This window comes from Aquimarina muelleri DSM 19832 (genome assembly GCF_000430665.1).
Classification (GTDB): domain Bacteria; phylum Bacteroidota; class Bacteroidia; order Flavobacteriales; family Flavobacteriaceae; genus Aquimarina; species Aquimarina muelleri.
On record NZ_AUML01000016.1, the window covers coordinates 62592 to 77119 of the forward strand.

The 14528-nt window shown below is 32.1% G+C and carries 12 protein-coding genes; 6 read left to right on the forward strand and 6 right to left on the reverse strand.

Annotation, left to right across the window (positions count from 1 at the left end):
• Window positions 1-250: 250 nt before the first annotated feature.
• Both H527_RS0107950 and H527_RS0107955 read left to right on the forward strand, forming a co-directional pair.
• Window positions 251-835, forward strand: coding sequence for an RNA polymerase sigma factor (locus H527_RS0107950; RefSeq protein WP_027412212.1), 585 nt, complete (start codon window positions 251-253; stop codon window positions 833-835).
• Window positions 836-839: 4 nt separating this feature from the next.
• Window positions 840-1589 carry a tetratricopeptide repeat protein gene (locus tag H527_RS0107955; protein ID WP_027412213.1) on the forward strand — a complete coding sequence of 250 codons (750 nt, stop codon included), beginning with the start codon at window positions 840-842 and terminating at the stop codon, window positions 1587-1589.
• A gap of 8 nt (window positions 1590-1597) precedes the next feature.
• On the opposite strand, the gene H527_RS0107960 is transcribed toward H527_RS0107955, so the two are convergent.
• Both H527_RS0107960 and H527_RS0107965 read right to left on the reverse strand, forming a co-directional pair.
• On the reverse strand, window positions 1598-2779 hold the full coding sequence (locus tag H527_RS0107960) for an MBL fold metallo-hydrolase (protein WP_027412214.1): 1182 nt from the start codon (window positions 2777-2779) through the stop codon (window positions 1598-1600).
• 119 nt (window positions 2780-2898) lie between these two features.
• Window positions 2899-3483, reverse strand: coding sequence for a hypothetical protein (locus H527_RS0107965; protein WP_027412215.1), 585 nt, complete (start codon window positions 3481-3483; stop codon window positions 2899-2901).
• Between the two features lie 347 nt (window positions 3484-3830).
• Between H527_RS0107965 and H527_RS21670 the strand changes: the two genes are divergently transcribed.
• Window positions 3831-4076 carry an HTH domain-containing protein gene (locus tag H527_RS21670; protein WP_155837831.1) on the forward strand — a complete coding sequence of 82 codons (246 nt, stop codon included), beginning with the start codon at window positions 3831-3833 and terminating at the stop codon, window positions 4074-4076.
• Between the two features lie 263 nt (window positions 4077-4339).
• Here the strand turns inward: H527_RS21670 and H527_RS0107975 are convergent, their stop codons facing one another.
• Window positions 4340-5518: an acyl-CoA dehydrogenase family protein gene (locus H527_RS0107975; protein WP_027412216.1), complete on the reverse strand. Its 1179-nt coding sequence runs from the start codon at window positions 5516-5518 to the stop codon at window positions 4340-4342.
• Window positions 5519-6144: 626 nt separating this feature from the next.
• On the opposite strand from H527_RS0107975, the gene H527_RS0107980 reads away from it, so the two are divergent.
• Window positions 6145-6459, forward strand: a complete 315-nt coding sequence (locus H527_RS0107980; protein ID WP_027412217.1) for a hypothetical protein — start codon at window positions 6145-6147, stop codon at window positions 6457-6459.
• 145 nt (window positions 6460-6604) lie between these two features.
• Here the strand turns inward: H527_RS0107980 and H527_RS0107985 are convergent, their stop codons facing one another.
• Genes H527_RS0107985 through H527_RS0107995 form a run of 3 tightly spaced genes read right to left on the reverse strand, consistent with a single transcriptional unit; the run spans window position 6605 to window position 8436 of the window.
• On the reverse strand, window positions 6605-7318 hold the full coding sequence (locus tag H527_RS0107985; protein WP_027412218.1) for a tRNA1(Val) (adenine(37)-N6)-methyltransferase: 714 nt from the start codon (window positions 7316-7318) through the stop codon (window positions 6605-6607).
• 60 nt (window positions 7319-7378) lie between these two features.
• On the reverse strand, window positions 7379-7903 hold the full coding sequence (gene rimM, locus H527_RS0107990; protein ID WP_027412219.1) for a ribosome maturation factor RimM: 525 nt from the start codon (window positions 7901-7903) through the stop codon (window positions 7379-7381).
• Between the two features lie 14 nt (window positions 7904-7917).
• Window positions 7918-8436, reverse strand: a complete 519-nt coding sequence (locus H527_RS0107995) for a 30S ribosomal protein S16 (RefSeq protein WP_027412220.1) — start codon at window positions 8434-8436, stop codon at window positions 7918-7920.
• Between the two features lie 455 nt (window positions 8437-8891).
• Between H527_RS0107995 and H527_RS0108000 the strand changes: the two genes are divergently transcribed.
• Both H527_RS0108000 and dnaE read left to right on the forward strand, forming a co-directional pair.
• Entirely contained in the window at window positions 8892-9731 is an 840-nt protein-coding gene (locus H527_RS0108000) for a DUF6252 domain-containing protein (RefSeq protein ID WP_027412221.1), read from the forward strand.
• Between the two features lie 220 nt (window positions 9732-9951).
• Window positions 9952-14337 (forward strand): DNA polymerase III subunit alpha, encoded by a 4386-nt coding sequence (dnaE, locus tag H527_RS0108005; RefSeq protein ID WP_027412222.1) that lies wholly within the window; start codon window positions 9952-9954, stop codon window positions 14335-14337.
• Window positions 14338-14528 lie beyond the last annotated feature (191 nt).

Here is a 14528-nt window from a genome sequence, read left to right on the forward strand (position 1 = left end):
AAGTGCCTCACACGATATATAACCACTACGAACCCTGAGGTGCTCTAGAGGTAACTTTCGAGAACTTCTGCTCGCGATATATAGTCACTATGAATCGATCCCCCGTATTTGTACAAATCTATTATAAAAATAAAGTTTTTATTAATGATTTCTCTTTAAGGTTAATAGCATAGAAACTAAAATTGTTACTTTTACATTTCGTTAATTTTCCTTTAAAAGGTAACAATTCTCAGCTATAGAACATAAACCTATGAGTAGTACTACCGAAGAGCAAAAAATTTTGGAAGGTATCGTTGCAGGAGATGAAGTCATCATAACCGCGTTTTATAAAAAAAATCTGCCCTATATACGAAAGTATATACTACAAAACTCTGGTAATGAAGAGGATGTAGAGGATGTTTTTCAAGACGCAATGATTTTTATTTATCAAAGATTAAAAACAGATTCTCTGGAAATACATTCGTCAATTCGTACTTATTTTTATGGGGTATGTAAAAATATTTGGAGAAACAAAGTAAGAAAAAATAAAAAACTAGTAATTACAGAATATTTACCTGAAGATATTGAAATTATAAACCCTACTGTTTTTAAAGATTTAGAATGTAAAGAACAGGAACATATATATCGTAAACATTTTTTAAAACTAAGTGATACCTGCCGAGAGGTACTTTGCTTGGTTTTTCAAGGAATGAACATGAAGGAAATTGCAAAAGTCACAGGGTATTCTGATGCGTATACCCGAAAGAAAAAATTTGAATGTAAACGACATTTAATAGAAATGATAGAAAAAGATCCCGCTTATCCAGAGTTACAAAGTAACCCTGAAAAAGAATAATTGTATGGAAAGAACCCCAGAAATATTTGACAAAATAGAAGCATATCTCAGTAACTCCTTATCCCAAGAAGATGCCATTATTTTTGAACAAGAAATGGCTATTAATATAGAGTTACAAGAAGAGGTTGAAAAACACAGGATCATGCACACCACTCTTGCTGATCAGGATACTCTGGCTTTTAAAGAAAAACTAATACGAATTAGTAATAAAATAAAACAGGAAGATACTACTAATACTAGACTAACCAATAGATTTACTGTATTTAAGGTTGCCGCCTCTATAGTTATATTATTAGGTGTCGGGTCTTTATTTTGGCATACTATGTATACCAAAAATCAAACTCAGGGTTTAGACTTATACAGCGAATATTATAAACCTTATCCCACCGAAGATATAATTCGTGGAGAAACTAATAAAAAAACAAAAGAAATCGTTAAACATTACACCAGCGGCTCTTATGACTCTGTAGTTCATCTATTAGAAAAACACCCTCGCCTAAAAGAACATGAAGCTTTACAAATATATCTGGGAAATAGCTATTTAAATACAAATCAAGAAGAAAAAGCCGTTAAAGAGTTTAAAAATATTACCAATAAAGGTAAATACTATGAAATTGCACAATGGTACTTATCTTTAACCTACTTAAAATTAGATAAGTCTGAAAAAGCTAAAACTCTGCTCAAAGAAATTATACAATATAACGGGGCTTATAAAGATAAAGCATATCGATTGCTGATCGCAATGAAGAAGTAAACCCTGTTCTATTGTTTTCTTATAGCTTCTAAGTTTTCTTTTCCATTAAAAAATATAAACTTTTGATTGGTGTTATCAAAAATTACATGCTTATTAATCTGCCCTTTTATATGAAATTTCGTTTTCGAAATAGGAGCAATTTCGTATATATAAAGCCCTTCACTTCGTAAAAGTAATTTGCTGTTCTGAAAAATAATTTCGTCAATCTGCCCATTCTTATATTCATAAAAACCTTCATAACCTTTAAGGATATTTAAAGAAATGTCTATACTATTGAATAAATCTACTGAAACTGTTTTGTTAATTGTCTGTAATAATGTCTGATTCGATACCCTATTCCCATCATTAAAAATCAAACTTAATTCTTCAATTTGCTCATCATTAGCAATTTCCTTAATTGTTTTTCCTACATCATGAAGTTCCTTTATTCTAACCATCCATTTTACAGTATTATCTCTATACGTATTCAATTTCTTTTTATTAGATAATAGTTCCCCATGAGCGGGGATTATAGCTGTATTTACATTTCCTAGTGACAATGCTTTATCAATAATTCTTAAATGACCTTTACTACCGCCACCATAGTAAAAATGCGGAAAAGAATTCGTCATATAGGTATCCCCCATAAATATAGCATTGTTCTTTTTAAAGTAAATCAATACATCATCAAAAGTGTGTGCTATATTATGGTAAAGTTCTATTTTCTCGTTTCCCATATCTAAGGCATAGCTATTCTTAAATGTTATATTATATTTTGCTTTTGAATATTTAACATTTTCATGAGAAATTAGTGTTGCTCCTAATTCTATAAAAAAAGAATTTGCTCCACTATGATCTCCGTGGCTATGTGTATTGATTATATATTTAATAGGTTTTTCAGAAAGGTTTTTTATCGCTTTCAGTAATTGTTGATGATTATTTATCCCTGTCATAGGGTCGATTAAAAGCACTTCTTTAGCACCTATAAAAACACCAACATTAGTATTATAATTAATTGATTTTAAAATATATAGATTATTCGTTATTTTTTGTTGAATAAAATCCGATAATATGGTTGCTCTGTTTTCTGTTTGTTTTACCGTACTCGATTTCCCTTTTGTTTTTGCATCTGAACATGAAAAACTTAGCGCTATAAAAGTTATTAGTAAGAATTTTTTGGTGTACTTGATAGATCCTATGTTTATCCACATTTTTCTATATATTAATTTTTGTTCTTTTTAAACTTAAATAAAATGATCAGATTTCTTCTAAAAAACAAACGAAGAGATATTGTACTATAATAGGCTCAAAAGATAAACAGTATCCGTTTTTACAAAACAACTTTCCCTTTTAACCACCACTTAGTTCTATAATAAGTAGATTTAGAAATGCCAAATTCTTTACAGATATTATCCATATCTTTTTTGGGATTAGACTCTAAATATTTATCAATTTCAATTGTTCTTTGTAAAGCTCTATTTCCTGGTCCTTTAGGGCGTCCTTTATCTTGTAGATTTTCATTCTGCACCAATTTCTTTAAATTCTTCAGGTTTAAAACAATTTCTTCATGATTTAGAGATCTCATTCCGTATTCTGTTTTAATAACCCGAAGAGTCATTGTAGCAATAACACCTTTATTTTGCTCCTTTATATAATTATAAACAAAAATAGAAGCTTTGTATTTTTTATAATCTTGTACTAAGACCTTATTTTTTATCAAATCAAGAATCGCCTTTTTCTCTTCAGCTATTATATCTAGTGCTTCAGGTGCATTAGCATTTAATTCTATATCTTCTTTGTTTTTTTGGGTACGCTCCCAATTCTTTCTTGCTAAATGCTCTGCAAGAGAAGCTATTTCACTTTCAGAAGCGAGACGTAATTCAAAATCATAATCTTGCTTAAAATCATCTTTCATATTATAAAGTATTTATACGTTACAAAAGTCACTATTTATTTTGAATTATAGTCACCTAATTATCGAACTCATTTTGAATATAGAGCTTTTATTTAATTTTAATACATAAATAGGGTAACAAGCTCTAAATTTAATAAGATTATTATCTTAAAAATTAAACATAATCAAAAAAGATCAACAAGTTAACTTAGGATTATCTTTTTTTTGTTAAAAAACGTTTTGTTACGGTAACATAACCTTCTTTAGAGACATACACTTATAAATCCCCACAAATAAAAATTGATTAATAAAAGAATTTAGTCTTCATTAAAGAAACAGTTATGCACATTATTAAAAACATCGAACTTATGGAGCGAATCGATCAACTGATTCGTATGAAAGCAACAGGAAATCCTGAGGAATTAGCTAAAAGATTGGGGATTTCAAAAACAAAGCTTTACCGAACTATTAGAACCATGAAGGCTTTAAATGCCCCTTTAGAATATGACTATAGTATACAAAGTTATGTATATATTAAAACAGTAGGATTTAAGTTTGGCTTTTTTGTTAAAGAAAGAAAAACAAAAGATATACATAGTTTTTTACCAGGATAAGTTTTAAACTATCTTATACCATTTACAATTTGAATTTACCGTAATAAAATGTTCTTTTTCGCCTCAGTATCAGAATAAAAATAAATCTTAATTTTCTTTTCCAGTAAACTCAAACTACAAATGGTATTGGACCCCAAATTACTAAAAAATATTTTTTATCTATCATAAAAAAATGTTAGTTGAAACTCTTCAAAAGCCAATATTGGCCTGCGAAAAATTTCAACTAACAAAACTTTATAGATTATAGTATTTTTAGTAGAATCTTATTTAAAAGCAGACATCCCTGTAATATCCATACCTGTTATTAATAAATGGATATCATGAGTTCCTTCATAAGTAATCACACTTTCAAGGTTCATCATATGGCGCATAATACTATACTCACCTGTAATTCCCATTCCTCCAAGAATCTGTCTGGCTTCTCTTGCTATTTTAATTGCCATCTCTACATTATTACGTTTTGCCATAGAAATTTGTGCACTAGTAGCTTTACCCTCATTCCTCAAAACCCCTAATCGCCAAGCTAATAATTGTGCCTTGGTTATTTCGGTAATCATTTCTGCAAGTTTCTTTTGTTGCAATTGTGTTGCTCCAATAGGTTTATCAAACTGTATACGCTCTTTTGCATACCGTAATGCTGTATCATAACAATCCATAGCAGCCCCGATAGCCCCCCATGCAATACCATATCGCGCAGAATCCAAACATCCTAACGGTGCTCCAAGACCGCTTTTATTAGGTAATAAGTTTTCTTTAGGCACTTTTACATTATCAAATATCAACTCTCCTGTTGCAGATGCACGTAGCGACCACTTATTATGTGTTTCTGGGGTCGAAAACCCTTCCATACCTCGTTCTACTACTAATCCATAAATCCTTCCTTCTTCATTTTTTGCCCATACTACTGCAATATCTGCAAATGGAGCATTAGAAATCCAAAGTTTAGCTCCATTTAAAAGATAATGATCTCCCATATCTTTAAAATTAGTTGTCATCCCTGCTGGATTAGAACCATGATCTGGTTCTGTAAGACCAAAACACCCTATAAACTCTCCAGATGCTAATTTAGGTAAGTATTTCTTGCGTTGTTCTTCAGAACCATATTTCCAGATAGGATACATTACTAATGAAGATTGTACAGAAGATGTAGATCGCACACCAGAGTCTCCTCTTTCTATCTCTTGCATAATCAAACCATAACTTATCTGGTCCAGTCCGGCTCCACCGTATTCCTCTGGTATATAAGGTCCAAAAGCTCCAATCTCTGCAAGCCCACTAATAATCTGCTTAGGAAACTCTGCTCGTTGTGCAAAATCCTCTATAATAGGAGACACTTCTCGTTTTACCCAACTGCGAGCTGCATCTCTAACCATTTTATGCTCCTCGCTTAACAATTCGTCTAGCTGGTAATAATCTGGTGCCTGAAATAAGTCTGGTTTCATCTGTTTTTTATTTATTATTTCTTCAACAATAATATATAATTTACATAACTATTATTTTACTCTATATAGATAGGTTGAAAAAATTATTATACATATTATCTATCTTTTCATTTTTTTTCAAAAGTACTGTATACTAGTCCTAAACAAATGTAGGTAATGAAAAAAAAGCTACCAATTTTTTTACCATTTTTAAAAGGATCAGATCATTATTATAATAAATCTAATCCACTTAAATCAAAAAAACTCTAAATCAAAATTATCCTTTCTATTTTTCTTTTATAAAAAAGTCAATTTGATTTTTAACAAACTTCTTGAGTCTTATATTTTACTTTAAATAATATCTATCATGTAAAAAAGAAAACCTAGTTACTATCCTTTATATCTGATTTATTATTTTGAAACTAAAAACTGTACTGAAATTTGGGTATAAATTCCGCAGTTTATATTTTTTTCTACACTAAAATTTCATTTTTTAAAAATATATTTTTATTTCAAAAAAATCATAACATTCTAAAAAAAAGACACTTACATATACTTCCGTCTTTCATTTACTCAAATGGCATAGTTATTCCTTTAGATAGAACATAATCGTTTAAAGGAATTATTAAAACTTAAAATTTATAAAAATGAAAAATTTATTTGTATTACCAGTATTAGCTTTTGGATTATTAACAGGAACTCAAACTATGAATGCTCAAGAAGTAGCATATAATGACAATGCAGAAATAGTTATACCTATGCAAGACAAATATATTGATCTTGCTATTGAAAACTTGCCACAACCAGTTTTAGACGCTGTAGCTAAAGATTATGCTGGAGCAACTATCGAAAGTGCTGGAGCTAAAGAAGATGCTTCTGAATTTAAATTAGTAATAAAACAAGGAGATAAAGAAATGGAAGTTTATTGTGATGCAGACGGAAACTGGGTTTCTAAAAAATAAACTTTATTAAAAAACAAGAGTTTTTCTTTATACAAAAAAGTTAAACTTTGTAGAGTGATTGAATTTAGAAAAGGAAGATTGTAATATATCTTCCTTTTTTTTTATAAAATATTTATTTTTAGTGTTTTATATTAAAGCGATATCTCTACATCTTTAAATAAAAATCTTTGGTAAGATTGATATATGCCTCGGTATATTCGTGTCTGGAGCTCTCTATAATCAATTCATCTGATTCAAAATCTTGTTGCTCCTTACCTAGCAATAACAAACTCCTTTTTATTGCTGAAGATGGTGTTCCTTTTACTCGGGTAATTTTTTGCGGAAACAAACCTACTTGCCTGGCTATAGTAAGAATTTCTTCTTCTTCTTTATACGGAAGAATCAATGCAAATTGCCCTTGATCTGATAATAATTTTGCTCCTCCTATTAATAGGTGTTCAAAAGGTAAAGCATCTTCAAATCTAGCTATATCTCTTTTTAAATTAGAAGACTTATACTCTTCTACATAAAAAGGGGGATTACTAATTAACAAATCGTATGTCTCTTCTATTTCTTCTACAAACTCCTGAAAAGAAGCATGATAACAAAACAATCGATCTCCCCAAAAAGATTCTTCAAAATTTTCAACTGCTTGCTCATAAGCATCTGCATCTATTTCGAGAGCATCTATAATCTCTGCTTGACAACGTTGTGCTGCCATTAATGCAATAACTCCTGTTCCTGTTCCTATATCCAGAACAGAAGTAACAGATTCTTTAATTGGTGCCCAGGCACCAAGTAATACGCCATCTGTACCTATTTTCATAGCACAACGGTCTTGTTGAACGGTAAATTCTTTAAATTGGAAAGGTTTAATCATAGCAACAACATGCCCGAAACACGCTTTTTAGACTTTTGTTAGAGTTTACAATTAGCTAGACTAAAGATATAAATCAATTAATCCTTCAGGAGTTTCCACATAAATCACTTTAGATTCTCTATCTATTTTACCTATAAACTCATCATTCATAGGGATAAGAATTTCTATACCATCTCGATCTACCTCAAACAAAGCCTGAGCAGTTGAATCATTAACAGCTTTAACAATCCCTACTTTTCCAAAAGTAACATCTTGTATTGTAAACCCAATAACTTCGTGATAGTAAAATTGATCTCCTTCCAGTTTAGGCAATAATGTAAGTGGAAGGTAAATATCTGTTTTCATGAGGTCATCTGCATCTTCTTCAGAATCTACGTCCTCAAATTTCACTCGTAGTAAATCACTTTTATGTAGTGCGCTTTTATCTATAAAAAAAGGAACCAGATTGTTGTTATAATCAACAAAAACTGATTCCATTTTTAAATAACTTTCGGGTTCATCAGTATCTAATTTAATCAACACCTCTCCCTTAAAACTAAATTTACTTACGATTTTTCCTAGATAGAAGCATTCTTCTTTCTTCATCGTTAATAATGCAACTATTCTTCCTCGTTGCTAGCTTCTTCTGTTACTTCTTTTGCTGAAGCTTCAGCAGCGGCAGCAGCTTCTTGGGCTTTTGCTTCTGCTTCACGTTTAGCATTTACTTCTTTTTCAGCTTCTAAAGCTTTTGCTTTAGCATCTGCTTCTGCTTTTGCTAGTTCATCTTTCTTAGCATTAACTGATCCTTCTTTTTCAGACAACCAAGCTTTAAATTTCTCTTCTGCTTGTTCTTCTGTTAAAGCACCCTTTTTTACTCCACCAGCAAGGTGATTTTTTAATAAAGCTCCTTTATGAGATAAGATGTTTTTTGCTGTATCGGTAGGTTGTGCTCCATTTTGTAACCATTTAACAGCTCCATCAACGTCTAAGTCAATTTGTGCTGGGTTTACAGTTGGGTTATAAATACCTAACTTTTCAAGAAATCTACCATCTCTTTTTGCTCTAGCATCTGCTGCTACGATCCAGTAAAAAGGTTTTCCTTTTTTACCGTGTCTCTGTAATCTAATTTTAACAGGCATAAAAATTAATTTTTGGGTACGCGACCCTATTCATAATTAAGGGCGCAAATATAGTTTTTTTAAAACGAAAAAAACCTATAAATCAAAAGTTTATTACTTACATAGTTTTTTATTTAACAAGTCTTTTTATAGGTATAATCGAAAATCGTTTCGCTAAAAAAAGAAAAATCAATTATCAATGTAAAAAAACTATTTTTTTCATTACTCAATCTTAACATTTTGATCGCTATCGATCCTAATATATGCATCTAACGTAAATAAGCACTGTTTGTTTTATGAATTAATCACTTAAACCCATTACTTTTCTTCGTCTTAATATTTATTTTTGTGTATTTCATCGATAAAATATGCTTTTTTTCGATGGAAAAATTGTTTTATCGATTCTTTAATATTACATTTGTAAGAATACATGTTGTTTAATTAAACAGTAAAAATCATAATAAAGCCCAAAGCCTATGATTAAAAAAACTACTCTACTACCTATACTTATATGCATATTTTTAATTTCTTGTTCTACAGATATAGAAATTAACGATCCTGCCTTACAAGCAAAAATTGATGGAGAGCTATTTAGATCTTCCATTAAAAAAGCTGTTATTTATGATGACGGAACTTTAGTTATATCAGGAAGTTCTGGAGACAAATCTATAAGTTTCACTACTACCTCTACTAAAATAGGAACTTATATGACCTCTCAAAACACTATCAATAAGATAAGTTTTAAAAAAGACCAAATACAATTTGTTTCTAAAAACCAAGAAACTGAAGGTCATGTAACTATTACTGAAATTTATAATAACGAAATTTCCGGAAAGTTTAATTTCAGAAACCTTAAAGACGAAAACGGTAATATATCCAATTTTAGTGATGGATGGTTCTATAGGCTACCTTTAGAAAACGGAACAATTGAAGAAGAAGTAACAGAACAAATTAACCCATGTTTACTTAATGCCTCTTTAACAGCAATGGTTAATGGCTCTGAAATGATCACAGATAACCACACTGCTAGCTTATACGGAGTAGAAGATGCATCTATATTGATTACAGCTACCAATGATAACCAAGAGATCACTATAGTATTTAAAGCAGATGTAGCTCCAGGAGAATATTCTCTTACAGGATCTGGAGATTTTAGTGCCTCTTACGCGCTAAATAACGATAAATCTTCTGCTTTATCAGGCAAACTTATTGTCACTAATCACGATATCAATACCAAATGTATTGCTGGAAGCTTTGAATTTAACACCAGGAGTAGCGCTCAAATATCAGAAGGCTCTTTCGAATTTGGTTATTAATTAAAAAACACCCCAAAATAATTACTATTATTTAACTTTACTTACAAAAAGCGATTGTTTTAGATTGATAATCGCTTTTTGTTTGTTTTCACCTTAAATATTACCTATAAAAACGACTGGTTAATAATTCTGAATAACTTTTTAAAAGAACAAACTAGTATTTTAGTTATTTTTGAAAGTCCTTTATAAAGGATAATTTCTATAAAAAACACTTCTTTTTATGTACTTAGTCTTTGATACTGAAACCACAGGGTTACCAAAACGCTGGGATGCCCCGATTAGTGACACCGATAACTGGCCTAGATGTATTCAAATAGCATGGCAGTTACACGACGCTATGGGTAACTGTATTGAACATCAAGACTACCTAGTAAAACCCGAAGGGTTTAACATCCCATACGATGCAGAAAAAATTCACGGTATTTCTACCGAGCTAGCAGAAAAAGATGGAATCTCCTTACAAGAAGTACTAGAAAAATTTAATATTGCCCTATCCAAAACTAAATTTATTGTAGGGCAAAACGTAGGTTTTGATGTCAACATCATGGGATCAGAGTTCTATCGCCTTGGTGCAGAAAATATCCTACAAGATCTCCCCGTACTGGATACATGTACCGAGACTACAGCACAGCTATGCCAGATTCCAGGAGGTCGTGGAGGTAAATTTAAACTACCAACACTTACCGAACTACACCAGCATCTTTTTGGAGTTGCCTTTGGAGAAGCACATAACGCTACTGCCGATGTAGAAGCTACTACCAGATGTTTTTTGGAATTAATCAGAAAACAGATTTTTACTACAGAAGAGCTGGATGTAAAACCAGAGTATTTTAAAAGTTTTTCTGAAGCTAATCCCGAAACTATTCAGTTAATAGGATTAAAACATATTAACCTCAAAAAAGCTTCTAAAAAAATCAGAGAAGCACTTGCCAAAAAAGACGCTTCCGATTTATCACAAAAAGAGATCAATGACAATATTGCAGCTCTAAACGAGGTCAATTTTGTGCATTTACATAATCATACCCAGTTTTCTGTTCTTCAATCCACAACCAGTATTCCTGATCTAGTAAAAGTAACAGCCCAACATAAAATGAATGCTGTTGCCATGACAGACCATGCAAATATGATGGGGGCTTTTCATTTTGTTCAAGCTGTTTCTAACCATAACAAAAGTGTAATTGCTGCTAATGAAGAAGCAATCGAAAATGGACAAGAACCCGAAGGGGTTGAAATAAAACCGATAGTAGGTTGTGAGTTCTTTGTTTGCGAAAATCACACCGATAAATCCAGAAAAGATAATGGATACCAAATAGTGATGCTTGCCAAAAACAAAAATGGGTATCACAATCTAGCAAAAATGTCCTCTACTGGATTTGTAGACGGGTTTTACTACCTTCCTCGTATCGATAAAAAAATAATCCAACAATATAAAGAAGATATTATTGTACTTACAGGAAATTTATATGGAGAAGTGCCTAGTAAAATACTTAATATAGGTGAAAAACAAGCAGAAGAAGCTTTATTATGGTGGCATAAAGAATTTGGCGACGATTTATATATTGAGATCATGCGCCATAATCAAGAGGACGAAAATAGAGTAAATCCCGTATTACTTGAACTTGCTAAAAAACATAATATCAAAACTGTCGCAACCAATAACACATATTATTGCGAAAAAAAAGATGCCAATGCACACGATATTCTTTTATGCGTAAAAGACGGGGAAAAACAAGCAACCCCAATTGGTCGTGGTAGAGGATATCGATACGGGTTACCAAATCAAGAATATTATTTTAAACCTCAAGAAGAGATGAAAAATCTCTTCAAAGATCTACCTGAGAGTATTATAAACACTCAAGAAATTGTAGATAAAATAGAACCCTATGAACTTGCCAGAGATGTATTATTACCCGCATTTGATATCCCAGAAGAATTTCAATCGGAAGAAGATAAAATTGACGGAGGTAAACGTGGTGAAAATAAATATTTAAGACATATCACTTATGAAGGTGCTAAAAAGCGATATGTAGAAATAACACCAGAGATCGATGAGCGTTTAGATTTCGAACTAAAAGTAATTGAAAAAACAGGATATCCTGGATATTTTCTAATTGTTGAAGACTTCATTCGTGCTGCCAGAAACATGGATGTCTCGGTAGGCCCTGGTCGTGGATCTGCTGCTGGATCTGCCGTAGCATATTGCTTATGGATCACAAATCTGGATCCTATCAAATACGATCTACTTTTTGAGCGTTTTCTTAATCCGGATCGTGTAAGTATGCCCGATATTGATATTGATTTTGATGATGAGGGTAGAGGTCGTGTTATGGACTATGTAATCAATAAATATGGCGCCAACCAAGTAGCACAAATCATTACCTATGGTACTATGGCTGCCAAATCCTCGATACGAGATACAGCAAGGGTATTAGACTTACCTCTTAGTGATGCAGATCGTATTTCTAAACTTATTCCTAACATGTCTAAGCTAGGAAAGATTTTTGGCGTAGACGAAGCAACCTTAAAACAAAAATTTAGAAGCGAAGAACTAGAAAAGGTTAATGAACTTCTTAATATTGCTGAAGGAAATGATCTGGAAGCTGAAACACTAAATCAAGCAAGAATACTAGAAGGCTCTGTTAGAAATACAGGAATCCATGCATGTGGAGTAATTATTACCCCAGATGATATTACCAAATTCGTGCCTGTAGCGCTAGCAAAAGATTCTGACATGTACTGTACCCAGTTCGACAACTCTGTGGTAGAGAGTGCAGGTCTGTTAAAAATGGATTTTCTTGGGTTAAAAACATTAACCCTTATTAAAGACACTGTTAAAATCGTAAAGGCTAAACACGATATTGATCTGGATCCTGAAAACTTTCCTTTAGACGATGAAGAAACATATGCTCTTTTCCAGAGAGGAGAAACCGTAGGAGTATTTCAATATGAATCCCCTGGGATGCAAAAATACATGAAAGAACTTAAGCCTACTGTTTTTGCCGACCTTATCGCAATGAATGCTTTATATCGCCCCGGACCTCTAGAGTATATACCAAGCTTTATTAATCGAAAACATGGCACAGAAGAGATCATATATGACTTGGAAGCCTGTGAGGAGTACTTAAAAGAAACCTACGGAATCACCGTTTACCAAGAGCAAGTAATGCTTCTTTCGCAAAGACTTGCAGATTTTACCAAAGGTGAAGCCGATGTCTTGCGTAAAGCAATGGGAAAAAAACAAAAGGCTGTTCTGGATAAAATGAAACCTAAATTTATACAGCAAGCCTCTGCAAAAGGACATGCCGAAGATAAATTAGAAAAAATATGGAAAGATTGGGAAGCCTTTGCTGCTTATGCGTTTAACAAATCCCACTCTACATGCTATGCATGGATCGCCTATCAAACTGCATATCTCAAAGCACACTATCCTGCAGAATATATGGCAGCGGTACTTTCTAACAACATGAATGACATTAAGCAAGTTACTTTCTTTATGGAAGAATGTAAACGCATGAAATTAGACGTATTAGGACCTGATGTAAATGAATCTTATCGTAAATTCTCGGTAAATAAAGATGGGGCTGTCCGTTTTGGAATGGGAGCCGTTAAAGGAGTAGGAACTGGTGCCGTAGCTACAATAGTAGAAAACAGAAAAGAAGATGGACATTATAAATCTATTTTTGATTTCGCAAAACGTATTGATCTTCGTGCTGCAAATAAAAAAGCTTTTGAAAGCTTAGCTCTGGCAGGAGGCTTTGATTCTTTTTCTGACACACATAGAGGGCAGTATTTTCATGAAGAAGGAGATGGAATTACTTTTTTGGAAAAAGCAGTGCGTTATGGAGCTAAATTTCAGGAAAGTGAAAACTCTTCACAAGTTAGCTTATTTGGAGAAGCTAGTGATGTACAAATTCCGGAACCTATTGTTCCTCCTTGCGAAGAATGGGGTACTATGGAAAAGTTAGCAAGAGAAAAAGAAGTAGTAGGAATATATATTTCTGGTCATCCATTAGATGATTTTAAATATGAAATGAAATATTTTTGCAATGGCACCTTACATAATTTTGCAGACCTAGAAAACAATCTTAATCGTGAAATTTCTTTTGGCGGGGTAATTTCTAACGTTGAACATCGTACATCAAAAAACGGTAAAGGCTGGGCTACATTTACAATTGAAGATTATAATACCGCACATGAATTCAGAGTTTTTGGAGAAGAATATCTAAAACACCGACCCTTTTTAGTAAAAAGTACCTTTGTATATGTCAAAGCCTTTATAAAAGAAGGGTGGGTAAATCGAGATACTGGTAAAAAAGGAGATCCCAGAATACAATTTAATAGTTTTCAATTATTGCATGATGTTATGGAAAGCTACGCCAGAAAACTCACTATACAACTTGATATAAATGAATTGTCTGACTCCAGAATTGACGATTTAAAAGAATTACTAACCTCACATACAGGGAATCATACTTTAAATTTTGTGATTTACGAAATGGCAGAACAATTAAAATTACACATGCCTAGTAGAAAGCAGAAAGTTAATATTTCGCCCGATTTATTAACAGCTCTAGAAGATGAATCTATATATTATAAACTAAACTAAAAAGAAAATAACAGTCCATATGTCGCAAATACATTCATTATATTGATACTTTTGAAATATTTTATCCTTTATAATATTATATTCGGTATCAATAAACCAAATAACCCTATAACCAAAAGAAATATTAGATATATAGAGTTTCGCAGAATTATTAACTAATTTTACACATATTATGCACACTATGTGTAAGT

Excerpts from the sequence above, each read along its gene's own strand:
- H527_RS0107950 (WP_027412212.1), top strand. The coding sequence starts at position 251 with ATGAGTAGTACTACCGAAGAGCAAAAAATTTTGGAAGGTATCGTTGCA.
- H527_RS0107955 (WP_027412213.1), top strand. The coding sequence starts at position 840 with ATGGAAAGAACCCCAGAAATATTTGACAAAATAGAAGCATATCTCAGT.
- H527_RS0107960 (WP_027412214.1), bottom strand. The coding sequence starts at position 2,779 with ATGTGGATAAACATAGGATCTATCAAGTACACCAAAAAATTCTTACTA.
- H527_RS0107965 (WP_027412215.1), bottom strand. The coding sequence starts at position 3,483 with ATGAAAGATGATTTTAAGCAAGATTATGATTTTGAATTACGTCTCGCT.
- H527_RS21670 (WP_155837831.1), top strand. The coding sequence starts at position 3,831 with ATGGAGCGAATCGATCAACTGATTCGTATGAAAGCAACAGGAAATCCT.
- H527_RS0107975 (WP_027412216.1), bottom strand. The coding sequence starts at position 5,518 with ATGAAACCAGACTTATTTCAGGCACCAGATTATTACCAGCTAGACGAA.
- H527_RS0107980 (WP_027412217.1), top strand. The coding sequence starts at position 6,145 with ATGAAAAATTTATTTGTATTACCAGTATTAGCTTTTGGATTATTAACA.
- H527_RS0107985 (WP_027412218.1), bottom strand. The coding sequence starts at position 7,318 with ATGATTAAACCTTTCCAATTTAAAGAATTTACCGTTCAACAAGACCGT.
- rimM (WP_027412219.1), bottom strand. The coding sequence starts at position 7,903 with ATGAAGAAAGAAGAATGCTTCTATCTAGGAAAAATCGTAAGTAAATTT.
- H527_RS0107995 (WP_027412220.1), bottom strand. The coding sequence starts at position 8,436 with ATGCCTGTTAAAATTAGATTACAGAGACACGGTAAAAAAGGAAAACCT.
- H527_RS0108000 (WP_027412221.1), top strand. The coding sequence starts at position 8,892 with ATGATTAAAAAAACTACTCTACTACCTATACTTATATGCATATTTTTA.
- dnaE (WP_027412222.1), top strand. The coding sequence starts at position 9,952 with ATGTACTTAGTCTTTGATACTGAAACCACAGGGTTACCAAAACGCTGG.